Below are 24,637 nucleotides of genomic sequence, written 5' to 3' on the forward strand. Positions count from 1 at the left end.
AATCGAAACATGTCATCGAGCAAGTCCCCACCGACTCTGGATTAACCGGATTGTTACCGGTAACATCGCTCGTCACGCCACACTGCTTCACTCCCAATAAAAACAATCAGGCACTCACAGTGCCTAGGGGCCCTCACATGCAAACTGTTTCCCAGCGCCAACCCGGTGCCACGGGTGCGGGCGACGCCGGCTTTGAAGACCGGACTTATCGCAAAGTCATCCTGCGCATCCTCCCCGTCCTGCTGCTGTGTTACATGGCGGCCTATCTGGACCGTGTGAACATCGGTTTTGCCAAGCTCGATATGCTCAACGACCTAGGCTTCAGCAACACCGTCTACGCCCTTGGCGCGAGCGTGTTTTTCTGGGGTTATTTCTTGTTTGAGGTCCCGAGCAATCTGTTGCTGCATCGCTTCGGCGCGCGCTTCTGGATCGCCCGCATCATGCTCAGTTGGGCTGTGGTATCGATTGCCGTGGCCTTCACTGTGCCGCTGGCTGGTGTTTTCCACGTCCAGTCGGAAACCATGTTTTACATCCTGCGGTTCTTGCTCGGGATCTGCGAGGCGGGTTTCTTCCCCGGTGTGATTCTGTACCTCAACTACTGGTTCCCAACTCGCCGTCAAAGCCGGGTGATGTCGGGTTTTCTGATGGCCATGCCGATCAGTCTGACGCTGGGCGGGGTTTTGTCCGGCTGGCTGATGACCAAGATGCAAGGCGTACACGGCATGGCAGGCTGGCAGTGGATGCTGATCGTCGAGGGCATCCCTTCAGTGATAATGGCGGTGGTGGTGATTTGCCTGTTGGCCGACAACATCGACAAAGCCAAATGGTTGTCACCGGCTGAGAAGGCCATGCTCAAGGCCAACCTGAAAACCGACAACAAAGGCAAGGCGACGAGCCTGCGTGAGGTGTTTTTCAACGGTCGTGTCTGGCTGCTGGTGCTGATTCTTCTGACGTTCAACACCGGCTTTTACGGCTTGGCATTCTGGATGCCTTCGATCATCAAAAGTGCCGGGATTTCCAACCCGCTGGACATTGGCCTGCTGACCGCCATTCCTTACGGCATTGCCGTTATCGCCATGACGCTCAACGCACGTCATTCCAACAAGACCGGCGAGCGCCGTTTGCACGCGGCCATCCCGGCCTTCATTGGTGGGGTGGGGTTGATCCTCAGCGCCTATTTCGCCAACAACGTCGTGCTGTCGATTATCTTCCTCAGCGTTTCGGCCTCCGGCGTGCTCAGCCTGATGCCGATCTACTGGACCCTGCCAGGGTCGGTGCTGTCAGGCGTCGCGGCCGCAGCAGGGATTGGCATGATCAACGCCATTGGCAATCTGTCAGGCTTTACCGGTTCAATGATCACCGCTGTGGCAGAAAACCTGACCGGCAACATCAACAATGGGACATACGTTCTTGGCGCCTGTTTGTTCGTCAGTGGCGCGTTGATTCTGTCGATCCCCCGAGCAATGTTGGCAACAGGCGATAAGGTAGAGGACCACACCCAGAGCTCGGCGTCCGACGCTGCGCTTTCTCGCGGATAACTCTTTACAACGCTTTGGAGGTTGCCATCGCCGTACGCGATGGCAACCTCGCCAATGCCTGATATGCCGCTTCAGCCCTCACGCCTAACATCGGTCGCAGATGACATTCGTTCGACCAAGTGAGAGGACTGAACATGAAAAACTTTCGGATTGGCCAAATCGTTCCCAGCTCCAACACCACGATGGAGACCGAAATTCCGGCGATGCTGACTTCGCGTTACTCGCTGTTCCCGGAAGAGCATTTCACCTTCCACTCTTCGCGCATGCGCATGATGAAAGTCAGCCCTGAAGAGCTGAAAAAAATGGACATCGACAGCGACCGCTGCGCGCTGGAATTGAGTGATGCGCGTGTGGATGTGATGGCCTACGCCTGCCTGGTGGCGATCATGTGCCAGGGCGCGGGTTACCACAAAGTTTCCCAGGACCGCCTGAGCAAAACCGTGCAGGACAATCAGGCGCCGACGCCGGTGCTCAGCTCGGCGGGCGCACTGATCGACAGCCTGAACCTGATGAACTACAAAAAAGTTTCGATCATCACCCCGTACATGAAGCCGCTGACGCAACAGGTTATCGATTACATCGAAGCGGCGGGGATCGAGGTGGTGGATTCCATCAGCCTGGAAGTGTCTGACAACCTGGCGGTCGGTCGTCTGGACCCGATGGATCTGGTGGCCCACGCGGACCGGTTGAACATCGGACAGGCTGACGGCGTTGTGCTGTCGTGCTGCGTGCAGATGCCTTCGCTGCCTGCAATCCAGGTCGTACAGGATCGCCTCGACAAACCCGTTTTGTCGGCGTCGGTCGCTACCGTTTATCAAATCCTCAAAACCCTGGGCCTGGAAGCCAAAGTGCCGAATGCCGGGCATCTTCTGTCGGGTAAATACTGAACTGAAGGCACTTCCTTGTAGGAGCTGCCGAGCCCGTGCGAGGCTGCGATTGCAGCGTGTCAGATGAATCGCTTCGCAGCCTCGCGTTGCTCGTCAGCTCCTACAGGATGTGTGTTCGGGCGCAATTTGTAGGAGCGCGCTTGCCCGCGATAACGGTATGTCTGCGACAAATCTGTTGTCTGACACACTGCTATCGCGGGCAAGCGCGCTCCTACAAAAGCCGAGGTAAGATGGCGGCCATTCTGGTCAGCACGCCCGGTACGTTAAATGAAGCTCGATCCTGTCTCACTGCGCCTGTTCGTCAGCGTCATCGAAGAGGGCACTATCGCGGCAGCCGCCAAGCGCGAGCACATTGCGGCAGCGGCGGTGAGCAAGCGGCTCAGTGAGCTCGAAGAGCTGCTCGACGCTCAGTTGTTGAACCGCACCAACAAAGGCATCACTGCCACCGACGCCGGGCTGTCGCTGCTATTCATGGCCCGCAGTGCGCTGAACAACCTCAACGAAATCGTCGTGCAGATGCGCGATTATTCCCACGGCCGTCGCGGCTCGGTGCATGTGCTGGCAAATATTTCCGCCGTCACCCAGTTCATGCCCGCGCTGATCAAGTCGTTCATGGACCAATACCCGCTGATCAACATCGTGCTCGAAGAGCAGCAAAGCCTGGGCATTACCAAAGCCGTCGCTGAAAACCTTGCCGACGTCGGCATCTTCACCCGCTTGCCCCATGGCGCTGACATTGAAGTGTTCCCGTTCCGCACCGACCGTCTGGTATTGCTCGTGCCTGACGGCCACCCCTTGGCTGATCGGGAAAGCATTAAGTTCAGCGACGCCCTGGACTATGAATTCGTCGCCCTCAGAAGTGGCACGCACCTGAATTTTCAGCTGATCAAAGCCGCCAACGACCTCGGTCGCTCACTGAAAATCCGCATGGAAGTGTCGAGTTACGACGCCCTGTGTCTGATGGTGCAAGCAGGCGTTGGCATCGGCATCATGCCCCTGGGCAGCGCCGGCATTTACAAGATGGATGGCGCTCGGGTGATTGCGCTGGATGAGGGCTGGGCCACTCGCGAGTTGACGCTGTGCGTGCGCTCGCGTGAAGGATTGTCGACGGCGGCGGCGTTGTTTGTGGATCACCTTTTGGCGTCCCCCGCCCTGTAGGAGCGAATTTATTCGCGAGGCGGTGTGTCTGGCAGTAAATCCGTTAATGCCTGTTGTAATTCCTCGACCCCAAAAAACTCCCGATCCACCATCGGCAATGCCGGGCGCTTCAACACCAATACCGGGACGCCGCTTTCGCGCGCCACTTCCAGCTTGGGCTCGGTCGCGCCGCTGCCGCTGTTCTTGCTGATCAACACATCGATGTCGCGCCGCGCAAACAAAGCTCGCTCATCCTCCAGAAGAAACGGCCCGCGCGCGCCAATCACTTCGCAGCGCTCGTTACCGGGATAATCGTCCAGCGCACGGAGAGTCCAGAACTGATGCGCCGGGATCTCATGCAAATGCTGCAACGGCTCGCGACCCAAGGTGAACAACGGGCGCTTGAACGGTGCCAGCGCGGCAATCAATTCGTCCCAGTTTTCTACCTCGCGCCAGTCATCCGCCGGACTTGCCACCCAAGCCGGACGCCGCAACGCCCAACACGGGATGCCCGCCGATTGTGCGGCGGTGGCAGCGTTCTGGCTGATCTGCGCGGCATACGGGTGCGTGGCGTCCACCAGCAAATCGATGCACTCATCGCGCACGAATTGCGCCAGCCCTTCAGCCCCGCCGTAACCGCCGACTCGCACCCGACACGCAAGATCCGTCGGCACCCGTCCCACGCCCGCCAGGCTGTAAATATGTTCCGGCCCCAATTGCCGCGCCATCGCCAGTGCTTCAGTCACGCCGCCCAACAGCAACAAACGCTTCATGCCGAAACCCCCGCGCGCCCGACGATGCCGCCTTGTCGATCGATGGCGAACACCTCCACCTGAACCTGCGCAGGCACCACGCTACGGGCGAAATCCAGCGCGTGCTGACAAACCGCGTCACCCAAGGCGATCCCTTGAGTAGCGGCCATCGCCAACGCCTGCTGACTGGTGTTGGCGCCCACAATCGCCGCTTGCAGCGCAGCATCAGCGCCCACGTCTGCGGCCCACCGCGCCAGTTGCGGCAGGTCGATGCTCGAATGTCGGCTGTGCAAATCCATATGGCCGGCCGCCAGTTTGCTGATCTTGCCGAAACCACCGCACAGACTGAGTTTTTCCACCGGCACTTTGCGCAAGTGCTTGAGTACCGCGCCGACAAAATCACCCATCTCGATCAAAGCGATGTCGGGGATGCCGTACACCGCGCGCATAGTGTCTTCGCTGGCGTTGCCGGTGCAGGCGGCGATGTGCAGATAACCGTTGGTTTTCGCGACGTCGATGCCCTGATGAATGGACGCGATGTAGGCCGCACAGGAAAACGGCCGGACGATGCCGCTGGTGCCCAGAATCGACAGGCCGCCGAGAATGCCCAGCCGGGGATTCATAGTCTTGAGTGCCAGCTCGCCGCCGTTTTCGACGCAGGCGGTCACTTCGAAACCGCCCTGATACCCTAACTCTTCGGCCAGCCCACCCAAATGCTCAATGATCATCTTGCGCGGCACGGGGTTGATGGCTGGCTCGCCGACACCTAGAACCAGCCCTGGGCGGGTAACGGTTCCTACACCGGGGCCTGCCAAAAACTTCACACCTTTCTCGGCCATCAGCCGGACCTGCGCAAACACCAAGGCGCCGTGGGTGACATCGGGATCATCCCCTGCGTCCTTGATCGTTCCGGCTTCGGCGCCGTCTGCGATCAAACGGCAAAACTCCAGGCGCATCTGCACCTGCTTGCCCTTGGGCAGGACGATCTGCACCGCATCGTTGGTTTCGCCGCCGAGCAACAAGCGCGCTGCGGCCAGACTGGTTGCTGTAACGCAACTGCCAGTGGTCAAACCGCTTCGCAGCGGCGCAGGTTGTTCGGCGGTTTCTTCGCGCATCAGGGCTTTACCGTTTCCAGCATCGTAATCGGCAATGCCTGACGCCAGGTGTCGAAATCGCCCAAGGGTTTGGCGTGGGCCAGATGAATGCGCGTCAGCTCGCCGCCGTGGATTTCGCGCCAGTTGACCAGCGCAGCCTCGCTTTGCAGCGTTACGGCGTTGGCGATCAAACGACCGCCTGACCGCAGGTTTTGCCAACAGGTGTCCAGCACGCCGGGCCGGGTGACGCCGCCGCCAATGAAGATCGCGTCGGGGGCTTCCAAATCTGACAACGCCTGGGGCGCAGTACCACGCACCAGTTGCAGTCCCGGAACGCCTAGCGCATCGCGGTTGAATTCGATCAGTTGCTGACGGCCCTCATCGGCCTCGATCGCCAGCGCGCGACAGGTCGGGTGCGCGCGCATCCACTCGATGCCAATGGAGCCGCAACCGGCGCCGACGTCCCACAGCAGCTCGCCCGGCTTGGGCGCAAGGCGGGCTAGGGTCATGGCGCGGATGTCGCGTTTGGTCAGTTGGCCGTCGTGCTCGAAGGCTTCGTCTGGCAGACCAGCCAGGGTCGAGAGCCGCAGCGCGTTAGCGTCTGCGCGGCAGTCGATGGCGACCAGATTCAAGGCAGCAATTTCTGGATTGGCCCATTCGCTGGCGATGCCGTCGACGCGTCTTTCGGCATCGCCCCCCAGATGTTCCAGCACGCTCATGTGGCTGGGGCCAAAACCGCGCTCGCGCAGCAGGCCTGCAATCCCGGCAGGGCTTGTGCCGTCATTGCTCAGCACCAGCAAACGCACGCCGTGGTGAAACTGGGCATTCAGCGCCGCCAGTGGACGCGCGACGACAGACAGCGTGACCACATCCTGCAATGCCCAACCCATGCGCGCCGCCGCCAATGAAAAGGAAGAGGGCGCCGGATGCACGAGCATTTCCTCGAACGGCACCTGACGCGTCAGGCTCACGCCCACGCCGAACAGCATGGGATCACCGCTGGCCAGCACGCAGACCGGTGCGCCGCGCTGTTCAAGCACTGCGCTCAGCGAAAACGGGCTCGGCCAATGACGCCGCGCTGCCTGAATGCACGGCGGCAAAAGGGCCAGCTGACGCGAGCTGCCGAACACTAGCTGCGCTTTTAACAGCGCGTGGCGTGCGTTCTTTCCCAGCCCCTTGTAGCCGTCTTCACCGATTCCCACGACTGTCAGCCACGGCGACATGCACTTTCCTCAATCGAACTTCCGACAGACCGGCTTTTCATGCCTGCGGACAAAGCAGGCATAATACCGCGCCCACGGGGGACAAGTGTTTCTTCACGTTTCCATCCAGCCTCAGATCAGGTGAACCATTGACCGAGCCGCTATCCGCTCGCCCACTTTCCACGCCTTTACGCCCCTCGGCCTGTCCGGGGTTGTTGCGTATCGTCCCGGCGCTGGATGGCGGGATCTGCCGGATCAAGCTCGCGGGGGGCGTGATCACAGCAGCTCAGGCCAATGCTGTGGCGGGCGCCGCCGAGCGCTACGCGAGTGGCGTGATCGAGGCGACCAACCGCGGCAATCTGCAGATTCGCGGGATCGGCGCTGATCAGAAGGGTTTGATCGCCACGATGCTCGATGCCGGGCTGGGCCCGAGCAATCCGGCCAGCGATGACGTGCGTAACCTGATGCTCAGTCCCACCGCAGGGGTCGATCCGCAGCAGCTGATCGACACGCGACCGCTGGCCCGGCTAATCCTGAATTCGCTGGAAAACCACCCTGGCTTTAACGACTTGTCGCCCAAATTCGCGCTGTCGCTGGACGGCGGCGAAGGGCTGGTGATGCTCGAGCACCCCCATGATCTGTGGCTGTCGGCGGTAAAGGTCGAGAGCGAAACGCTGCTGGCGTTTGGTCTGGCAGGTTGCCCCGCGAATGATTCGCCTGTTGGCGCAGTGCCGCTGGATCAGGCCCATGAACTGGTGATCGCGGTGCTTGAGCTGTTTCTCACATCAGCCCGTCCTGAGCAAACCAGGATGCGTCATTTGCTGGCGCACATGCCGATCCAGACATTCATCCAGCAGTTGTCGGCTCGGCTGAAAAAACCGTTGCGAACTGATCAGACCATCACTACTTGGCGCCGTCATCTGACGAAACCAAACAGCCATATCGGCATTTATCCACAGGCCGAAAATGGTCTTGTGGCGGTTGGTGCTGTGGTCCCTCTTGGGCGTCTCAGTCCATCGATGCTGGCCCACGCGGCGCACCTCGCCGAGCAACTGGGCGACGGCACGTTGACGATGACGCCTTGGCAAAGCCTGCTGCTGCGCAACGTTGCCGTTCAAGATACTGACCAAGCGCTCAGCGGTTTGCAGGACGCAGGTTTGATCGTCAGCGCCGACCAGCCGCTGGCGCAGATGATCGCCTGTACCGGCTCTGCCGCCTGCGCAAAAGGTCTGGCGGATACCAAGGCCGACGCTTTCAAGCTGGCGGGTTGTCTGCGTTCAAGCCAACCGGTTCACCTGACCGGTTGCCTGCGTTCCTGTGCCGCCGCGCACATAGCGCCGGTGACCCTGCTCGCCGTGTCCGCTGGCCATTACGACCTCTATTTTCGCCACGCAGATCAGCCGGGTTTCGGCGAGTTGCGTGGGCGTGACCTCACTATTGAAGCAGTCGGCGCGCAGTTGAACGCCGACTCACGGAGCAACACCGATGATTGATTACATCCGCGACGGTCAGGAGATTTATCGCAACTCCTTCGCGATCATTCGTGCCGAAGCCAAACTCGACACGATCCCGGCCGACCTGGAAAAACTCGCCGTGCGGGTGATTCACGCCTGCGGCATGGTCGACGCCATCGCCGGATTGCGCTACTCGCCGGGTGCGGGCAAGGCCGGGCGTGACGCGTTGGCCGCCGGTGCGCCGATCCTGTGCGACGCGCGGATGGTGTCCGAAGGCGTAACGCGCACGCGTTTGCCTGCCAACAATCAGGTGATCTGCACCCTGCGCGACAGCAGCGTGCCGGACCTGGCCCGTGAGCTGGGCAACACCCGCTCTGCTGCGGCGCTTGAGCTGTGGCGGCCGCACCTGGAAGGCAGCGTTGTGGTCATCGGCAACGCGCCGACCGCGCTGTTTTATCTGCTGGAAATGCTTGATGCAGGCGCGCCGAAACCTGCGTTGATCCTCGGGTTTCCGGTTGGATTCGTTGGCGCTGCCGAATCAAAAGACATGCTCGCCGCTGACAGTCGGGGCGTGCCGTACGTGATCATGCAAGGCCGTCTCGGCGGCAGCGCCATGGCCGCAGCAGCGGTCAACGCGCTGGCTACGGAGGTCGAATGATGCAGCCTCGCGGTCGATTGATTGGCTTGGGCGTAGGCCCTGGCGATCCGGAACTGATCACCGTCAAGGCCCTGCGCCTGCTGCGCGAATCCCCCGTGGTGGCGTATTTCGTGGCCAAGGGCAAGAAGGGCAACGCCTTCGGCATCATTGAAGCGCATTTGCAGGACGCGCAAACACTGATGCCGCTGATTTATCCGGTGACCACTGAAGCGCTGCCGGCGCCGATGTCCTACGAGCAGGTGATCAGCGATTTCTACGACACCTGCAGCGCCGATCTCGCCGCGCACTTGGACGCCGGACGCGACGTGGCGGTGATCTGCGAAGGCGACCCGATGTTTTACGGCTCCTATATGTATCTGCATGATCGCTTGGCCGAGCGCTACGAAGCACAAGTCATTCCGGGCGTGTGCTCGATGCTCGGTGGCGCGTCGGTGCTGGGTGCGCCGCTGGTTTATCGCAATCAGAGTTTATCGGTGCTGTCGGGCGTGCTGTCGGCTGAAGAGCTCAAACGCAAGCTGGTGGATGCCGATGCGGCGGTGATCATGAAACTGGGGCGCAATCTGCCGAAAGTGCGTCAGGTGCTGATGGAAACCGGTCTGGCTGACCGCGCCCTGTACGTCGAGCGCGCGACCATGGCCAATCAGAAAATCGTGCCGTTGGCTGAAGTCGATCCGATGTCATCCCCTTATTTCTCGCTGATCATTGTGCCGGGCGAACGGTGGCAGGGCTGATGAGCACTTCTACTTTCAACGGCGGCTCGCCGAAAGCACCGGCAATTGTCATCTTGGGCAAAGGCGCGCTGGAAACGGCGCGGCGGATTCAACGGCTTTACCCTGATGCTTTGATTTATGGCCTGTCTGAGCGCGTCGAAGGCGCCGATCGCAGTTACAACGAATTCGGCGCCACGCTGCGTCAGTTGTACCAACAGGACACACCGATCATTGCGCTGTGCGCGGCCGGTATTGTCATCCGCACGCTGGCGCCGCTGTTGCTGGAAAAAGGCGCTGAGCCTCCAGTTTTGGCGGTCGCGGAGGATGGCAGTGCGGTGGTGCCATTGCTCGGCGGGCTGGGCGGCGTCAACGTCATGGCCCGCGAGATTGCGGCGGGCCTTGAGGTCGCTCCGGCAATTACTACGAGCGGCGAATTGCGTTTTGGCACCTGTCTGCTTAATCCGCCCTCCGGTTACGCACTGGGCGATCTTGAACTGGGCAAGCGTTTCGTCTCGGATTTGCTAGCTGGCGAAAGCGTACGCATTGAAGGTGCCGCCCCGTGGCTGGATCAGGCGCAACTGCCGGAGGACGATGGCGCGCAGTTGGCGATTCATGTGGGCAACGCCGAGCGCGAACCTTCCCCGCATGAGCTGCTGATCTACCCGCGTAACGTATTGGTGGCCGTAGACGCGTCAGTGCCTGAATTGGCAAGCGCTGTGCGTGCTGCATTGCACGACGCGCGGATTGCGATTCAGTCCCTCGCGTGTCTGGTGGTCAGTGAAACCGACATGGCCAACCCCGGCCTGCATGCGGCGGCGGCTCAGTTGAATGTGCCTCTGCGCTTTGTCGATGCTTCGCCTGATGTGGCCGAACTGGCTCAGCGCGCCTTGCCGCAACTGCCGCCGCCGATCATTGACGTTGCAGGCATTGCAATCGTCGTGGCGCCGCAGCCTTTGGATGTCGATCAGATCGGACGTGGGCGAGGGCGGCTGGCGGTCATCGGTCTCGGCCCTGGCGCGCGGGATTACATGATCCCTGTCGTTAAGGCCGAGCTTGAACGTGCCAATGATGTGCTCGGTTATGAAACCTACGTGCGTATGGCCGGGCCATTTCGCCCTGACCAGGTGTTGCACTGCACCGACAACCGCGAAGAAATGCAGCGCGCGCGGCATGCTTTTGAGTTGGCGGCGCAGGGGCGCTCCGTTGTCGTCGTATCTTCTGGGGACCCTGGCGTGTTCGCCATGGCAGCAGCGGTACTCGAAGCGCTCCATGAGTCGGAAAACGCCACTTGGCACGCCGTCGAGCTGGAAATCCTGCCGGGGGTCTCGGCTTCGCTGGCGACCGCTGCACAAGCAGGGGCCCCTCTGGGTCACGACTTCTGCGTGATGTCTTTGTCGGACAACCTCAAGCCTTGGGACATCATTGAAAAACGTCTGGATCTGGCCTGCCAGGCTGATCTGGCGCTGGCGTTCTACAACCCGATTTCACGCTCGCGGCCGTGGCAACTGGGGCGTGCGCTGGAGATCGTGCGTTTGCATCGCAAGCCCGAAACGGTGGTGACACTGGGGCGCGATATCGGTCGTCCGGGTCAATCGTTGCGGGTGCTCACCTTGGGTGAGCTGAATCCCGAGCAAGTTGATATGCGCACGATGGTGCTGATCGGTTCATCGTTGACCTGCTCCTTTGCGCGGGCCGATGGTCGGGCATGGGTCTACACACCTCGCTGGTACGGGGCCAAACCTACAGCTTGATGCTAAGGGGCCGTCGGAGATTTCTCCCTGTTACCGAAGAAACTCCTGAGAGTGCATCGCTTTCAGGTTGAGGCCCGGCAGGAATAACTCCTGCCACATCGTGTGACAAGTGAGCACCGTCACGACACAACGAGTGGTCCTTTTCCCGTTCTGGGCGCGGAATTGCCCAAGAGCCCATTGGTATGGGGATCGTGGCGAGTCTGATGTTCCTGATCTTTATTGAGCCGAAGAAGTTGCGTGGATTATTTATCCGCACAATTGTGTTTTCAGATACCTGGGCGACGCCAGCACGCCACAACAAACTTCGTTAGTCTCCTGTGTGTCCATCAAGGACATTCAATTAAAGGATTAAAGATGAAACAGGAAATGGACATGGGCCACATCGAACTTATTGATTACATCGAAGCGACTGAACTGGCGGATGAGCAGTTTGATAGTGTCGACGCTCCTGCCAAGCGCGTAAGACGTTCTGCAGAAACAAGTTCACCGATCCTGCCTTCGGACGACGAGCTTAGAGCGACAGGGGCGGTGGTGGAAGGCAATATCCTTGCATTCACCCAGGGCATGAGCCGTCAGAACAAAGAAGACATTATGGACAGTTTTCTGTTCGCGTCCCTGGCGGCCAACAAGGCGTTTAATCAGAAGACCCACCGCAAACAGTGGTACGACAAATACACCGAAGTCCTGACCGTATTGGGCTGGGTCTCGACCAACTGGAATTACGAAGAGTCCAGCGCTACCGCCCAACGTTTCACTATGGAACAGGCAGGGCTTGAAGTTATCAGCTCGATTATCGCTGCGGCGACAATGCCGGCTACTGCATCGGTCGCCATGCTAAAAGTGGCAGCCGACACCGTTGAGGCGCTCAAAGTCAGCGATAAGCCGTTGCGTCTGTTCGAGCGTCAGTCGAAATCCAGTCACGGTGGAAGTGTTCGTATCGTCACTTGCAACGAATCTGAAGACGGCACCGTCACTGTGGTGCTGGCTGTCGTCAGCTTTGCAGCGCGTGTCGATGTTACGAACGTCCTGTTCTGGGAATGGAATCATACCGATGTTGAAACCTATAAAGAGGGAGATGGACTTGCGCTAAATGCTCGTCACTACTCGACACTTCGTGAGGCGGTTCAGAAGAAACTGGGAGGCCGTGGCTTAACAGCGATTGAAGAGTTCGAAATCTAAAAAGCTTCGGGGGTGCCAAGCATCCCCGATCTTGAAGTTCTACAAGGATGATGACCATGAATCATGGAAAAGATGAGGCTGTGGTGTGCGCCGGGTGTCTGTTGTTTATTCCGGCTACCTGCACACAACAAGATAAAGAAGATGCTTTGAACTCGACGTTGTACATGCAACTTGCTGCCTCGAAAAAACATTCGCGTTTTACTGAGTTCGCGCAGTGGGACGATACGTTTGTCCGAGCGAGCATCGCGTTTGGCTGGCAGTTGAAAGGCAACGTGAACCTCAGGCAGACGCCGCCTGATATCGGGCCGCGCACACTGTGGGACTGGATAAAAGCTGACCTGCCGTCATTTATTCCCGCCGAGGTACTGATGTCGGCGCAAGCACAGATCCGGCATTGTTATCTGACGGACCCTGATCAATCCGCGATCCGGCTATATGCAGATCAGGTGCAGCAACGTACGCCTCTTTCTTCGAGCCTTTCTGGTGATCAGGATCAACACGGCCACACTGCGTGCAAGACTAATGTGTCTCTGCAGTTGGGGTTTCTAAGTCCGGATTCCGCGCTGTGCATGATCGGGGTCAGCTTCACCAGTCTCATGCCGCTGGAACCTGATTTCATGTTCCAACCGATCGCCGCGCATAACCTGTGGGGGGATATCGAACTGACATTTTATGCGCTGCGTAATCAGGAGCAGGAATTTAGCCGTAATCGTTCTCTGATTTCGGCGGCACTGGTCAGCAGGCGCGAGGCGCTTATCAGCCCGTTGCGGGAGACAGCCGATGGCCAGTGACGGCGCAATATTGTTTGGTGACAGTGTGCTGTCCTTTGGTGCCAGCATTGATCAGCCTCTACGTGAGGACATTCTTGACTGCCTGCTGTACGCGCAATTGTCTGCCGACAAGAAGCATCAAAAGCGTGCAGCCTGGAGGCCCTGGATCGAGCAGTATCAGCGGGTCATTTATCAGAACGGCAGCCCTTTGAACGGGGCCATCGACCCCATGAATCTGAAGATCAAGCGGCTGCGTGATCTGCGCAATCTACCCCTTGCCTCAAGAGGCACCGCCACATCGCCTCAATTGCGCGCGTTGATGAACTCATCGTTGGAGAAGCTTCTGGAAAGCGAACACGCGAAGACATTTTTCAGTTCGTGGTTCAGTGCTGGGCGTTCGGAGAGTTTTCAAGTCGTACCCTGCCAGATTGACGAAGCAGGCGGGGTGACCATCTTGGTCTGCGGGCTACAGATGACAACCACTGCCGTCAGCCATTCTCCGTTCTTTTGGCAAGCCCTGAGCGGGGACATGACTGTGCGCTCCAATGGCGCCTCGTTCCGCTTCAGCGCACAAGGCTATGCGCCATATCGGGACAAGATCCGAGGCTATCTGACTGGCAATGGGCTAAAAAATCTTGAAGTTTTCACCCTGTAAGGCTTGGACCTGCTCGCAGGCTTAAGGCACCAGATAGCCTTTAATCCCCGTGAAGATAATCTGCGCGGCAAGCGCGCATACAAACAGCCCCATCAGGCGGCTGGCGATCTGCAGGCCCTGATCGCCGAGGATCCGTTCGATGCTGTTGGACAGGTAGAGCACGACGCCGACAGTCAGGCTCGCGAGTGCGATGCTGACGATAGCGGTTAGCTTGTCGTCCCAGTGCGGCTGGCTGACACCCATTACCAACAGCGCGCCGATGGTGCCGGGGCCGACGGTCAACGGGATGGTCAGCGGTACGATGGTGACGTCTTGTTGAACGTTATCGGTCTGGACCGCTGATTTGCCTTGCGCCATCGCTAGCGCCGAGATGAACAGCACGCTGCCGGCGCCAATTCTGAAGGCGTCGGCGGTGATGCCAAATACGCTGAAAATCACTCTGCCAAACAGATACAGCAGGACGCTGGAGATCAGCGTGGCAAGCGCAACCTTCCAAGCGAGGTGGCGCCGCTCCTTGCGAGAGTAACCGCGGGTCAGGCTGATGAAGCAGGACAAAACAAAGAACGGGCTATACAGCACCAGCATCTTCAAATAAACGCTGAACAACACGTGGAGCATGGTATGGGCTCGCGGCAGCAGTCATGGACGAGGGAAGTCTATCAGGCGCCGCGCACCTGGAAGGTCAGTTTTGCTGGTAGCGATCGCGGTCAGCGGCGTTGGCCTGACTGAGCGCACGCTGCTCGACCCAGTACTCCACCAGTTCACGCAGCTGCGACAGTTCGACCGGCTTGGCCATGTGTCCGTCCATGCCGGACTGTCGGGCGCGGTCCTTATGCTCTGTAAGAATGTGCGCGGTAAGGGCTACGACAGGCGTACGAATCCGCTGATTGCCCACTTCCCAGGCCCGCAATTGCTGCGTCGCTGAAAATCCATCGAGAATCGGCATCTCACAATCCATCAGCACCAGGTCGTAACGCTGGGCTTTCATAGCACGCAGCGCTTCTTCGCCGTTGCTGGCGGTGTCAGGCTGCAGGTTGAGCTTGCCCAGCATGCCGCGAATCACTTTGGTGGAAATGCTGTTGTCTTCGGCCACCAGAATGCGGAAGTCACTCGGCACGTTGATTTCAGGATTCATGACGGTAGCCGGCAGGTAGGGCGACTGGCCTTTGTTACGTTGATTCAGCTCATCGGCCAGCGTGGTCTTCAACGTGTATCCGGCTACTGGCTTGGCCAGAATGCGTTTGATCCCCGCATTGCGCGCGATGACTTTGCTCGGCGCATTGCTGATGCCCGTCAGCATGATCAACAGGATGTCGTGGTTGAGGCTTGGGTCTTCCTTGATCTTGGCCGCCAGTTGCATGCCGGTCATGCCGGGCATGTTCTGATCAAGCAGGACGATGTCGAAGTAATCACGCAAATGAGCTTTGGTACGCAGCAGCGCCAGCGCCTCCTTGCCCGACGGTACGGCGCTGACATTCAGGCCCCAGGCGCTGCATTGCTGCACCAATACTTTACGGCAGGTGTCGTTGTCATCGACCACCAACACCCGAGCGCCTTTGAGCGGGCCGTCCAGGTCTGCGGTCGGTTGCTCCAGACGATCGGGGTCCAGCGGCAAGCTCAGCCACAGTGTGCTGCCCTGATTGCTGCCGCTTTGAATGCCGAACTCGCCATTCATCAACAGGATTAGCTGCCGTGCAATGACCAGCCCGAGGTGGCCGCCAACCTTGCTCGCGGCCAGGAAATTCTTGCTGTGCAGCTCGGCGTGGAGCAAGGCATCGCGCTCTTTGGGTGTGAGCGGCGAGCCACTGTCCTGTACGGCGATGCGCAGACGCGGTTTCCCACCACGAGAATCCAACGCCACCACCAGCAAGATCTCGCCTTCATCAGTCTTCTTTAGGGCGTTTTCCAGCAGGCTCAGCAGAGTCTGGCGCAGGCGCGTCGGGTCGCCGCTGATCACGCGTGGTACTTGCGGCTGGATGAAGCTGATCAGTTCGACACTTTGCTGCTCGGCTTTGGCGCGGAAGATACTCAGGCAGTCTTCGATCATGGCGTTGAGATCGAACTGCACGTCGTCCAGTTCGATCTGCCCGGACTCAAGCTTGGAGATGTCGAGAATCTCGTTGATCAACGTCAGCAGCTCGTTGCCCGCGCTGTGAATGGTTTGCACGTAATCACGTTGTTTCACGGAGAGCGGTGTGCCCAGCAGCAACTCCGTCATGCCCAGCACGCCGTTCATGGGCGTGCGAATTTCGTGGCTGATCTTGGCCAGAAACTCGGCCTTGGCGTTGATCTCGGCAGTGCTCGCGGCCAGTTCGCGACTGATGCTGAAGTTGTCTTCGGTGATGCTGCGATGGCGTTCGCTCAGGGCAATGCTCATCAACAAGCCGCACAGACAGAAGACTGCCAGCAGGCCGATGATCAGCGTTTGCGCCGGGATGCTGGTCAACCAGAGCAGAGCGGGAAGAATCACCAGGCATCCCAGGTTGAAGACGATCATCGCGATGACGAATGGGCGCGCCGGTGCGTAGCCTTTTTGCAGGTGATAAATGGATACCAGCGTGATAGTGAGGGTGGTGCAGGCCACCAACAAAAAGGTCAGAACGTTGAGCGGGAGGGTGTCGACGAACAGCACCAGCAGGGCGCCGAACCCGATGACCAACAGCGAACCCATCAGTAACCGGTTCAATGCTTCGACGCCGCGTTGCACGAAGAAACAATGGGCGAATAGCAGCCCGGTTGCCGCCGCCATCAGCAACGCGATGTGCGCGCTCGGCGTTTGGGCGATATGCCAGTGGGTAAGCCATGGCGCCTGAAGATTCAACAGCAGCATGGCGCTCAGGCCCAGACACGCCTCACAAGCGGCCAGCCAAAGACTGCTTGTGGAACGGGTTTGGGCGAAGCGGGTAATGTTTTGCAGGATCAGCATGGCCAACGAGCCGAAGAACAGCCCCAGCAGAAGGGGCTGGCGCTCGTCGGCGGCTGCCGTGATGGCTGGCTGCAGCGAAATGTTGGGGCGCAGTTCCTGTTCGGATTTCAGTCGCAGGTAAATATCCAGCGGGCGATTGCTTTGCGGTATGGGCAGAAGGAAATCGACGGAGGGCAGCGGTTGAGCGTTTCGCGGCACATCGTTGCCGGTGCGCGAGTGGTCAATCAGGTGTTGGCCGTCGAGGACGTACATGTCGACGGTGGCAAGATCTGGCGCAAAGATGCGCAACAATTGTTCGTGAGTGGTTGGCGGCATTTGATAATGCAGCCAGAGTGCGGCTTCGCGATTGGCAGCGCGCACTTGATCGAGCTGGACTGGGCTGAACTGAGTTTCGTAACGGGAGGAGCGGACATCGCTGAGTTGCAGATTGGCCTGATCGTCGACGAGCGTCGACCATCCTGCACTGACCTCGGCGTACGCCATGGGCGTGCAGAGCAAGGTCAGCAGTGTGACGATCAATCCTGTGGCAATCCTGAGCCAGCGCACGGCGAAATCCCTTCGTGAATGAAGCCATTAACTCTCGGCGGCACTGGGAGTTCAGACAGGCATTTACCGCAAATGCCTGTCCGAGCAGCCTTATTCCAGGTTCCCACCGTTTTCACGAGCAATGGCACGGTAGCCAATGTCGGTACGATAGAAACAACCTTCCCAATCAATCTTTGCAGCCAATGCGTAAGCCTGTTTCTGTGCATCGCCAACAGTGTCGCCCAACGCTGTCGCGCACAACACTCGACCGCCCGACGTCACGACCTGACCATCCTTGAGCGCCGTGCCAGCGTGGAACACCTTGCCGGGCAAGGCGGCCGCTGCGTCCAGCCCCTCAATTACCGTGCCTTTAGCGTAGTCGCCTGGGTATCCGCCTGCCGCCAGCACAATGCCAAGGCTCGGACGCGGGTCCCATTGGGCTTCAACCTTGTCCAGCGCCTGCGCAAGGGCGGCTTCAACCAGCAAAACCAGACTCGACTGCAAACGCAGCATGACCGGCTGGGTTTCCGGGTCGCCAAAGCGGCAGTTGAACTCGATAACCTTCGGGTTGCCTGCCTTGTCGATCATGAGACCAGCATAGAGGAAGCCGGTATAAATGTTGCCTTCCTCAGCCATGCCTCGGACGGTCGGCCATATGACCAGGTCCATGACCCGCTGATGAACCTCGGCGGTGACCACCGGCGCCGGGGAATAAGCACCCATGCCGCCGGTATTTGGTCCGCTGTCGCCGTCGCCGACGCGCTTGTGGTCCTGACTAGTGGCCATTGGCAGAACGTTCTTGCCGTCAACCATGACGATGAAACTGGCTTCTTCGCCGTCAAGGAATTCTTCGATCACTACGCGTGAACCGGCGTCGCCAAAAGCGTTGCCAGCAAGCATGTCACGCACGGCATCTTCGGCTTCGCCCAGCGTCATGGCGACGATGACGCCTTTGCCTGCGGCCAGACCGTCGGCCTTGATCACGATCGGTGCGCCTTTTTCGCGCAGGTACGCCAGCGCTGGCTCGATCTCGGTGAAGTTCTGATAATCGGCAGTCGGGATCTTGTGACGCGCCAGGAAGTCCTTGGTGAATGCTTTCGAACCTTCCAGTTGCGCAGCTGCGGCGGTCGGGCCGAAGCAGTCCAGGCCACGAGAGCGGAACAAATCAACCACACCCGCCACCAACGGCACTTCCGGGCCGACGATGGTCAGGGACACGTTCTTCTCGGCGAAATCAGCCAGTTGCTCCAGTGCCAGCACGTCGATGTCAACGTTCTCGCACTTCGCTTCCGTGGCCGAACCTGCGTTACCAGGAGCAACGAATACCTTCTGCACGCGTGGGTCCTGTGCAACTTTCCAGGCTAGTGCGTGTTCACGGCCACCGCTGCCGATGATCAATACGTTCATTTCAAAAACCTCGATGACGCTAATTCTGTGTGGGATCGGCTTGCGACCCTGTTCTGTAGGAGCCAACTTGTTGGCGAAGCGGTGGTCCTGCGTACACAGGAATCCGTCTCGCGAACAAGTTCGCTCCTACAGGGGATCAGGCACTCAGTGCCTAAAGTGGCGCATCCCGGTGAACACCATGGCGATGCCGGCTTCGTCGGCCGCTGCAATTACTTCCGCATCACGCATCGAACCGCCTGGCTGGATCACCGCAGTGATGCCCACCTTGGCGGCGTTGTCGATACCGTCACGGAACGGGAAGAACGCGTCCGAGGCCATGACTGCGCCCTGCACCTGCAAACCTGCATGTTCTGCCTTGATGGCGGCGATGCGCGCCGAGTTAACGCGGCTCATCTGACCTGCGCCGACACCGATGCTCTGGCGATTCTTGGCGTAGACAATGGCGTTGGATTTAACGTATTTGGCGACTTTCCAGGCGAAGATCAGGTCATGGATTTCCTGTTCGGTCGGCGCACGTTGAGTGACGACTTTAAGGTCATCGGCGCTGATCATGCCGATATCGCGGCTCTGAACCAGCAAGCCACCGTTGACCCGTTTGTAGTCCCACGCCGCGCCGCGCTCGGCGGCCCATTGGCCGGTGGTCAACAGACGAACGTTGGTTTTGGTGGCGATGACAGCCTGAGCTTCAGCGCTGACGCTCGGCGCAATGATGACCTCGACGAACTGACGCTCGACGATGGCCTTGGCTGTTTCAGCGTCCAGTTCGCGGTTGAATGCGATGATGCCGCCAAAGGCCGATTCGCTGTCGGTGGCGTAAGCCAGTTCGTACGCCTGACGAATGCCGCCTTCGGCATCCAGCGCAACCGCCACGCCGCACGGGTTGGCGTGTTTGACGATGACGCAGGCAGGTTTGACGAAGCTCTTAACACACTCAAGTGCGGCGTCGGTGTCGGCCACGTTGTTGAACGACAGTTCTTTGCCTTGCAGTTGGGTGGCAGTAGCAATGCCGACTTCGGCTGGCTTGGCTTCAACGTAGAACGCCGCGCTCTGGTGCGGGTTCTCGCCGTAGCGCATTTCCTGTGCTTTCACGAACTGGCTGTTGAAGGTGCGCGGGAACTGGCTGCGGCCTTCAGTGCTCAAGGTCTCGGCGGTCTGGTCGACGCTGCCGAGGTAGTTGGCAATCATGCCGTCGTAGGCGGCGGTGTGTTCGAACGCTTTGAGCATCAGGTCGAAGCGCTGAGCGTAGGTCAGGCCGCCCGCTTTCAGGCCTTCAAGCACTTGCGCGTAGTCGCCTGCGTTAACCACGATGGCCACGTCTTTGTGATTCTTGGCAGCAGAACGGACCATGGTCGGGCCGCCGATGTCGATGTTTTCGATGGCGGTCGGCAGATCGCAGCCAGGTTTGGAAACAGTGGCTTCGAAAGGGTAGAGATTGACTGCCACCAAGTCGATCGGCTTGATGCCGTGTTCGCTCATGATCGCGTCGTCGATGCCACGACGGCCGAGGATGCCGCCGTGGATTTTCGGGTGCAGGGTCTTGACCCGACCGTCCATCATTTCCGCAAAGCCGGTGTAATCCGCGACTTCTACCGCAGCGACGCCGTTGTCCTTGAGCAGCTTGAAGGTGCCGCCGGTGGACAGAATTTCGACGCCGAGGGCTTCGAGTTCGCGGGCGAATTCAAGGATCCCGGTCTTGTCGGAAACGCTGATCAAGGCGCGGCGGATCGGCAGGCGGGTAGTCTGGTCGGTCATCTCAACTTCCATCAAAAGCAAAAAGGGTCAGCAAAAAAAACGACCGCAGGGGACTGAGGTCGCTTTTCTGTTTTGAATGCTTACAGCAGATCGTACTGCTTGAGTTTCTTGCGCAACGTGCCTCGGTTCAGCCCGAGCAGCTCGGAAGCCTTCGTCTGGTTGCCCTTGACGTAGTTCATCACGCACTCGAGCAACGGGGCTTCGACTTCCGAGAGCACCAGGTTGTAGACGTCAGTGACAGCAGCACCCTCAAGGTGAGCAAAATAATTGTGCAGCGCTTTCTCAACGCTGCCGCGCAGGGTTTGACCCTCTTCGCTCGGCGTGTTGAGGTGCTGTTTCAAATTTACGTTGTCGCTCACGGGTGTCGTTCCACTCACTAAAGTCTCTGTCATCATCGTCATGCGGCCACCTCTTGTTCGTCCCCTGCATCCGGGCTTTTATCTCGTTCAAGGAAGAACTCCCGAACGTTGGCGCACTGTGCTTCCGTATCTTCCAAACGATTGAACTGGGCGCGAAACTCCCTGGCGCCCGGCAAGGTTGCGAGATACCAGCCGACATGCTTGCGCGCAATCCGCACGCCCAGCACATCGCCATAGAAAATGTGAAGCGCAGCCAGATGCTCTAGCAGAATGCGTTCCACTTCACTGAGCTGCGGTGCAGGTAGTTTTTCCCCGGTGCGCAGGTAGTGTTCTATCTCGCGAAAAATCCAGGGTCGCCCTTGGGCGGCCCGGCCAATCAACAGCCCGTCTGCGCCGGTCGCATGCAGCACGTGCCGGGCCTTTTCGGGTGAATCAATGTCGCCATTGGCGAACACCGGAATCGACACCGCCTGCTTGATAGCGGCAATCGTGTCGTACTCCGCTTCCCCGGTGTACAGATCTGCACGGGTTCTGCCATGTACCGCCAGCGCCGTTATGCCCGCCTGCTCGGCGATTTTGGCGACCGTGAGACCATTTTTGTTCGCCCGGTCCCAGCCGGTGCGAATCTTCAGCGTGACCGGTACATCGACTGCACCAACGACGGCCTGCAGGATTTCGGTCACTAACTGTTCGTCCTTCAACAACGCGGAGCCGGCGGCCTTGTTGCAGACCTTCTTGGCCGGGCATCCCATGTTGATGTCGATAATCTGTGCGCCAAGTTCAACGTTTGCGCGTGCGGCGTCTGCGAGCATTTGCGGATCACCACCGGCGATTTGCACTGAGCGCGGCTCGGGATCACCTTCGTGGATCATGCGCAGTCGCGATTTGCGACTGTTCCACAGGCTCATGTCACTGGTGACCATTTCCGAGACCACCAGGCCTGCGCCGAGTTGGCGACAAAGCTGGCGAAAGGGTTGGTCGGTGACTCCCGCCATCGGGGCGAGGATCAAGCCGTTTTGCAATGTATATGGACCGATGCGTACCGCCGACATAGGGTGTGCCTGTTGTGGGGCCGAATCACGAGGTCTGGTCTGAAAAATGCTTCTTGGGCAATTCAGCCGGGACCCAGAGTATGAAAAAGGGTGGGCATGATACCCGCTCTCGATGACTGGATAAAGGCTGAATTGGATAAAATCTGAACAGTTGATTTGTTATGGCAAACAGTTCGGTTGCTACGTGCGATGTCATAAAACTGTCGTCGTCTTTTCGGCGGCAGTGTGCTGCATTGCAGTGCGCTGGCCCTCTGCCGGGCGGGCGCGGTTTTTACTCTGGCGAGCGAAAACTCAAACTGTAATTCACGGCTTTTGTGCCAGGGTCCAGGACGTCCAGCGCAATATGGATAGGTGTCTGCGGCGGCATTTCGTCCTTGCCTGCCATCTCGCCGCTCAAATATTCGGCTGGTTTGAACCGACGATTGGCAACGGACTGACCACCGGCGTCGGCGAATTTCAATTCCAGTACAGGGAAGGGTTGGGGAAACGAGGCGCGGTTATAGATGATAGCGTCGACCACCAGTGCGCCTTGAAACTCGGGATGGCTGCGCACCACCAGATTGCTGCTTTTGAGCAGCTTGATGTCGACTTTAGCTGGCACCTTGCACCCAACCTGCGGGCAAATCTCCTCGATCAGTGATCGATACTGATCCTGCCGCGCGAGCTCATCGAAGTGATACCACACGTACTGGCCCGCAAGGGCCCCCAGCGCGATCAGCAATAACAGCAGCCACAACACGCGCCGTCCCCAGCGTGGCTTGGGTTTTTGCCAGTCCAGTTGCAGTGGGTCGTCCATCAGGTCGCGCAGCGCTTCGTCCCGCAATCCAGGCTCATTACGACTGCGCTGGTTACGGGGTAATGATTGCGGTGGTTCGTCCTCAGGCTCCACGCGAGCCTCGCCGTCGAGGGCGGAGAAGCGTTGAGATTTGCTCAGGCCAAGTTCTTCGTCATCGTCGTGCCGATGATCGAACTCGCGGCCGTTGTTGACGTCGAGCGGGTCTTTCGCATCGCGCTCGGTGAAGCGGGTTCGCTTGATGGGCGCGTCGTTGAAGTCATCTGGTGTCGAGGAAAACGAAGGCTCCGTGCGATTGTCATCACGTTTGAAATCGTGGTGGTCGTCTGGTTCGAAAGGCGTTTCCAGAAGTGCATCGTCGTCACGCTCATCGATGACTTGAGCCTTGAGCTCGGGCAACTGCTCGACGTCATCGTTGGTCAGTGCTTCGTTCCAGTGATCATGGGCCGTATCGGCGTCGCCGCGATGGGCGCTCATGGGCGAAAGGTGATCGATATCCTGTTTGTTCCGGTCTCGCCCGAATGTCTCGGGCAGCTGGATTTCGCGCTGTTCAAGGCGTGCGAGCTCGACGTCAAGATCGTCCAGATCCAGGCTGTCGAGATCCAGTGACCGCGTTTGAGTGTTGACGCTGGGCGGCTTGGGTTCGGCAGGCGAGGCTGGCGCTGGTTCTGACTGGATTGCGGGAGTTGGCTGCGGGGCAGCCAGTACCGGCAAGGCACTTGGCTGTTCTGTGGGCAAGGCAATCGAAGCGGGTGTTTCTTGCCCTGTCGTTACAGTTGCCGGGACCTGAGGGGCTGCGGCGCGCTGTTCCAGCAATTGCTTGGCTGCATTGAACACCTGCAGGCACGAGCCGCAGCGAACCACGCCACGGGCCACGCTCAACTGAGCGTGGCTGACACGAAAACTGGTCTGGCAGTGCGGGCACTGAGTGACGAAACTATCGGTCATGCGGGTATCCGGGGGTTCAAGCGAGCGCCTAAGGGTAATTGACGACGGTGCTGGCCGTTAACGACGGCGGCCAGTAATGCGCACCCAGCCGTCCCGATTCGCGATCGGATCAAGGTCAAACGTCTTGGCATACGCGGCAGCCACATCCTCACCTTGCTCGGCAAGAATACCGGACAGCGCCAGACGGCCACCGGTTTTTACCAGCGTCGCCAACTGTGGCGCCAAAGACACCAGTGGACCTGCAAGAATATTAGCCACAAGCACGTCGGCCTGCTCAGGCGGCAGGTCTTGCGGAAGGTACAGTGGAAAGCGTTCTGGCGCGATGTTGTTGCGACCGGCGTTGTCACGGGAGGCCTCAAGCGCCTGCACGTCTATGTCGGTTCCGACTGCTTGTTTTGCACCCAGCAGCAAGGCGGCAATGGCAAGAATTCCCGAGCCACACCCGAAATCCAGCACGTTGCTGTCTTTGAGGTCCTGGCCGTCGAGCCATTCCAGGCACAGTGCGGTAGTGGGGTGGGTCCCGGTGCCAAATGCCAGACCCGGATCGAGCAGCAGGTTAACCGCTTCAGGCTCCGGCGCCGCGTGCCAGCTCGGCACGATCCACAGGCGCTGACCAAAACGCATCGGCTGGAAGTTGTCCATCCAGCTGCGCTCCCAGTCCTGATCTTCGATCACTTCGTGCATGTGCTCTGGCAACTCGGCGCCGGTGAGCAATTGCAGGTGAGCGAGGACCTGATCGGCGTTGGTGTCGGCTTCGAAAAGGGCGAGCAGATGGGTGTGCGACCACAGCGGCGTGGTGTTGAGTTCGGGTTCGAAAATCGGCTGATCTTCAGCGTCCATGAAGGTCACGGACACGGCGCCGACTTCGAGAAAGGCGTCTTCGTAGGTTTCGGCTTGTTCTGGGCTGATGGCGAGACGGACTTGCAGCCAAGGCATGGCGGATTACCTTCGAGTAAAAAATTGAGTGGCGGCCCGATGCCGCGAAAGACCGGCAAGTTTACGGGTTTCAATAAAAAACAACAAAGAGGGCAGTTGACCTGTAGGAGCGCGCTTGCCCGCGATCCAGTGCGCAGCGCTGGCAGAAATGG

At 59.2% G+C, this 24,637-nt stretch carries 21 protein-coding genes; 10 read left to right on the forward strand and 11 right to left on the reverse strand.

The window, feature by feature from the left end:
• The first annotated feature begins 137 nt into the window (after positions 1-137).
• The 3 genes from ACWKV9_RS21680 to ACWKV9_RS21690 all read left to right on the forward strand — a co-directional run bounded on the left by ACWKV9_RS21680 (position 138) and on the right by ACWKV9_RS21690 (position 3,583).
• Positions 138-1,538, forward strand: coding sequence for an MFS transporter (locus ACWKV9_RS21680; RefSeq protein WP_483838149.1), 1,401 nt, complete (start codon positions 138-140; stop codon positions 1,536-1,538).
• A gap of 134 nt (positions 1,539-1,672) precedes the next feature.
• A complete protein-coding gene (locus ACWKV9_RS21685; RefSeq protein ID WP_483838150.1) occupies positions 1,673-2,425 on the forward strand; it encodes a maleate cis-trans isomerase family protein in 753 nt (250 codons plus the stop codon).
• A gap of 267 nt (positions 2,426-2,692) precedes the next feature.
• Entirely contained in the window at positions 2,693-3,583 is an 891-nt protein-coding gene (locus tag ACWKV9_RS21690) for a LysR family transcriptional regulator (RefSeq protein ID WP_483838151.1), read from the forward strand.
• Positions 3,584-3,591: 8 nt separating this feature from the next.
• Here the strand turns inward: ACWKV9_RS21690 and ACWKV9_RS21695 are convergent, their stop codons facing one another.
• The 3 genes from ACWKV9_RS21695 to cbiE are packed head-to-tail and all read right to left on the reverse strand — an operon-like array spanning position 3,592 to position 6,631.
• A complete protein-coding gene (locus ACWKV9_RS21695) occupies positions 3,592-4,335 on the reverse strand; it encodes a cobalt-precorrin-6A reductase (RefSeq protein ID WP_483838152.1) in 744 nt (247 codons plus the stop codon).
• Positions 4,332-5,429, reverse strand: a complete 1,098-nt coding sequence (locus ACWKV9_RS21700) for a cobalt-precorrin-5B (C(1))-methyltransferase (protein ID WP_483838153.1) — start codon at positions 5,427-5,429, stop codon at positions 4,332-4,334. The genes ACWKV9_RS21695 and ACWKV9_RS21700 overlap by 4 nt, the downstream gene beginning before the upstream one ends.
• Positions 5,429-6,631: a precorrin-6y C5,15-methyltransferase (decarboxylating) subunit CbiE gene (gene cbiE / locus ACWKV9_RS21705; protein WP_483838154.1), complete on the reverse strand. Its 1,203-nt coding sequence runs from the start codon at positions 6,629-6,631 to the stop codon at positions 5,429-5,431. Before cbiE ends, ACWKV9_RS21700 begins: the two co-directional genes overlap by 1 nt.
• A gap of 128 nt (positions 6,632-6,759) precedes the next feature.
• Here cbiE and cobG point away from each other — a divergent pair, with 128 nt between their 5' ends.
• From cobG to ACWKV9_RS21740, 7 genes are all read left to right on the forward strand, one after another.
• Complete coding sequence (gene cobG / locus ACWKV9_RS21710; protein ID WP_483838155.1) at positions 6,760-8,103, forward strand: precorrin-3B synthase; 1,344 nt, start codon at positions 6,760-6,762, stop codon at positions 8,101-8,103.
• Positions 8,096-8,722: a precorrin-8X methylmutase gene (locus ACWKV9_RS21715; RefSeq protein WP_483838156.1), complete on the forward strand. Its 627-nt coding sequence runs from the start codon at positions 8,096-8,098 to the stop codon at positions 8,720-8,722. The genes cobG and ACWKV9_RS21715 overlap by 8 nt, the downstream gene beginning before the upstream one ends.
• Positions 8,722-9,453, forward strand: coding sequence for a precorrin-2 C(20)-methyltransferase (locus ACWKV9_RS21720; RefSeq protein WP_483838201.1), 732 nt, complete (start codon positions 8,722-8,724; stop codon positions 9,451-9,453). The genes ACWKV9_RS21715 and ACWKV9_RS21720 overlap by 1 nt, the downstream gene beginning before the upstream one ends.
• Positions 9,453-11,183: a precorrin-3B C(17)-methyltransferase gene (gene cobJ, locus ACWKV9_RS21725; RefSeq protein ID WP_483838157.1), complete on the forward strand. Its 1,731-nt coding sequence runs from the start codon at positions 9,453-9,455 to the stop codon at positions 11,181-11,183. Before ACWKV9_RS21720 ends, cobJ begins: the two co-directional genes overlap by 1 nt.
• A 354-nt stretch (positions 11,184-11,537) precedes the next feature.
• Positions 11,538-12,362 carry a hypothetical protein gene (locus tag ACWKV9_RS21730; RefSeq protein ID WP_483838158.1) on the forward strand — a complete coding sequence of 275 codons (825 nt, stop codon included), beginning with the start codon at positions 11,538-11,540 and terminating at the stop codon, positions 12,360-12,362.
• Positions 12,363-12,418: 56 nt separating this feature from the next.
• On the forward strand, positions 12,419-13,153 hold the full coding sequence (locus ACWKV9_RS21735; protein WP_483838159.1) for a hypothetical protein: 735 nt from the start codon (positions 12,419-12,421) through the stop codon (positions 13,151-13,153).
• Positions 13,143-13,787 carry a hypothetical protein gene (locus ACWKV9_RS21740; protein WP_483838160.1) on the forward strand — a complete coding sequence of 215 codons (645 nt, stop codon included), beginning with the start codon at positions 13,143-13,145 and terminating at the stop codon, positions 13,785-13,787. Before ACWKV9_RS21735 ends, ACWKV9_RS21740 begins: the two co-directional genes overlap by 11 nt.
• 21 nt (positions 13,788-13,808) lie before the next feature.
• Here the strand turns inward: ACWKV9_RS21740 and ACWKV9_RS21745 are convergent, their stop codons facing one another.
• From ACWKV9_RS21745 to prmA, 8 genes are all read right to left on the reverse strand, one after another.
• Positions 13,809-14,405 carry a MarC family protein gene (locus ACWKV9_RS21745; RefSeq protein ID WP_483838161.1) on the reverse strand — a complete coding sequence of 199 codons (597 nt, stop codon included), beginning with the start codon at positions 14,403-14,405 and terminating at the stop codon, positions 13,809-13,811.
• A gap of 64 nt (positions 14,406-14,469) precedes the next feature.
• Positions 14,470-17,259: a hybrid sensor histidine kinase/response regulator gene (locus ACWKV9_RS21750; protein WP_483838162.1), complete on the reverse strand. Its 2,790-nt coding sequence runs from the start codon at positions 17,257-17,259 to the stop codon at positions 14,470-14,472.
• A 90-nt stretch (positions 17,260-17,349) separates the two neighbouring features.
• The gene (gene purD, locus ACWKV9_RS21755) at positions 17,350-18,645 is read right to left on the reverse strand and encodes a phosphoribosylamine--glycine ligase (protein WP_483838163.1); all 1,296 of its coding nucleotides are present in this window, start codon (positions 18,643-18,645) and stop codon (positions 17,350-17,352) included.
• A 144-nt stretch (positions 18,646-18,789) separates the two neighbouring features.
• Positions 18,790-20,397 carry a bifunctional phosphoribosylaminoimidazolecarboxamide formyltransferase/IMP cyclohydrolase gene (gene purH, locus ACWKV9_RS21760; RefSeq protein WP_483838164.1) on the reverse strand — a complete coding sequence of 536 codons (1,608 nt, stop codon included), beginning with the start codon at positions 20,395-20,397 and terminating at the stop codon, positions 18,790-18,792.
• A gap of 80 nt (positions 20,398-20,477) precedes the next feature.
• Positions 20,478-20,798: a DNA-binding transcriptional regulator Fis gene (gene fis / locus ACWKV9_RS21765; RefSeq protein ID WP_007907419.1), complete on the reverse strand. Its 321-nt coding sequence runs from the start codon at positions 20,796-20,798 to the stop codon at positions 20,478-20,480.
• Positions 20,795-21,808: a tRNA dihydrouridine synthase DusB gene (gene dusB, locus ACWKV9_RS21770; RefSeq protein WP_483838165.1), complete on the reverse strand. Its 1,014-nt coding sequence runs from the start codon at positions 21,806-21,808 to the stop codon at positions 20,795-20,797. The genes fis and dusB overlap by 4 nt, the downstream gene beginning before the upstream one ends.
• A 271-nt stretch (positions 21,809-22,079) precedes the next feature.
• Positions 22,080-23,549, reverse strand: coding sequence for a DUF3426 domain-containing protein (locus ACWKV9_RS21775; RefSeq protein WP_483838166.1), 1,470 nt, complete (start codon positions 23,547-23,549; stop codon positions 22,080-22,082).
• 57 nt (positions 23,550-23,606) lie between these two features.
• Positions 23,607-24,485 (reverse strand): 50S ribosomal protein L11 methyltransferase, encoded by an 879-nt coding sequence (gene prmA / locus ACWKV9_RS21780; protein ID WP_483838167.1) that lies wholly within the window; start codon positions 24,483-24,485, stop codon positions 23,607-23,609.
• Positions 24,486-24,637 lie beyond the last annotated feature (152 nt).

The sequence above is a fragment of the Pseudomonas corni genome (genome assembly GCF_057128765.1).

Excerpts from the sequence above, each read along its gene's own strand:
- ACWKV9_RS21740 (WP_483838160.1), top strand. The coding sequence starts at position 13,143 with ATGGCCAGTGACGGCGCAATATTGTTTGGTGACAGTGTGCTGTCCTTT.
- purH (WP_483838164.1), bottom strand. The coding sequence starts at position 20,397 with ATGACCGACCAGACTACCCGCCTGCCGATCCGCCGCGCCTTGATCAGC.
- fis (WP_007907419.1), bottom strand. The coding sequence starts at position 20,798 with ATGACGATGATGACAGAGACTTTAGTGAGTGGAACGACACCCGTGAGC.
- ACWKV9_RS21775 (WP_483838166.1), bottom strand. The coding sequence starts at position 23,549 with ATGACCGATAGTTTCGTCACTCAGTGCCCGCACTGCCAGACCAGTTTT.
- ACWKV9_RS21685 (WP_483838150.1), top strand. The coding sequence starts at position 1,673 with ATGAAAAACTTTCGGATTGGCCAAATCGTTCCCAGCTCCAACACCACG.
- ACWKV9_RS21735 (WP_483838159.1), top strand. The coding sequence starts at position 12,419 with ATGAATCATGGAAAAGATGAGGCTGTGGTGTGCGCCGGGTGTCTGTTG.
- ACWKV9_RS21720 (WP_483838201.1), top strand. The coding sequence starts at position 8,722 with ATGCAGCCTCGCGGTCGATTGATTGGCTTGGGCGTAGGCCCTGGCGAT.
- ACWKV9_RS21700 (WP_483838153.1), bottom strand. The coding sequence starts at position 5,429 with ATGCGCGAAGAAACCGCCGAACAACCTGCGCCGCTGCGAAGCGGTTTG.
- cbiE (WP_483838154.1), bottom strand. The coding sequence starts at position 6,631 with ATGTCGCCGTGGCTGACAGTCGTGGGAATCGGTGAAGACGGCTACAAG.
- ACWKV9_RS21715 (WP_483838156.1), top strand. The coding sequence starts at position 8,096 with ATGATTGATTACATCCGCGACGGTCAGGAGATTTATCGCAACTCCTTC.
- cobJ (WP_483838157.1), top strand. The coding sequence starts at position 9,453 with ATGAGCACTTCTACTTTCAACGGCGGCTCGCCGAAAGCACCGGCAATT.
- ACWKV9_RS21690 (WP_483838151.1), top strand. The coding sequence starts at position 2,693 with ATGAAGCTCGATCCTGTCTCACTGCGCCTGTTCGTCAGCGTCATCGAA.
- ACWKV9_RS21695 (WP_483838152.1), bottom strand. The coding sequence starts at position 4,335 with ATGAAGCGTTTGTTGCTGTTGGGCGGCGTGACTGAAGCACTGGCGATG.
- ACWKV9_RS21730 (WP_483838158.1), top strand. The coding sequence starts at position 11,538 with ATGAAACAGGAAATGGACATGGGCCACATCGAACTTATTGATTACATC.
- dusB (WP_483838165.1), bottom strand. The coding sequence starts at position 21,808 with ATGTCGGCGGTACGCATCGGTCCATATACATTGCAAAACGGCTTGATC.
- ACWKV9_RS21680 (WP_483838149.1), top strand. The coding sequence starts at position 138 with ATGCAAACTGTTTCCCAGCGCCAACCCGGTGCCACGGGTGCGGGCGAC.
- purD (WP_483838163.1), bottom strand. The coding sequence starts at position 18,645 with ATGAACGTATTGATCATCGGCAGCGGTGGCCGTGAACACGCACTAGCC.
- ACWKV9_RS21745 (WP_483838161.1), bottom strand. The coding sequence starts at position 14,405 with ATGCTCCACGTGTTGTTCAGCGTTTATTTGAAGATGCTGGTGCTGTAT.
- prmA (WP_483838167.1), bottom strand. The coding sequence starts at position 24,485 with ATGCCTTGGCTGCAAGTCCGTCTCGCCATCAGCCCAGAACAAGCCGAA.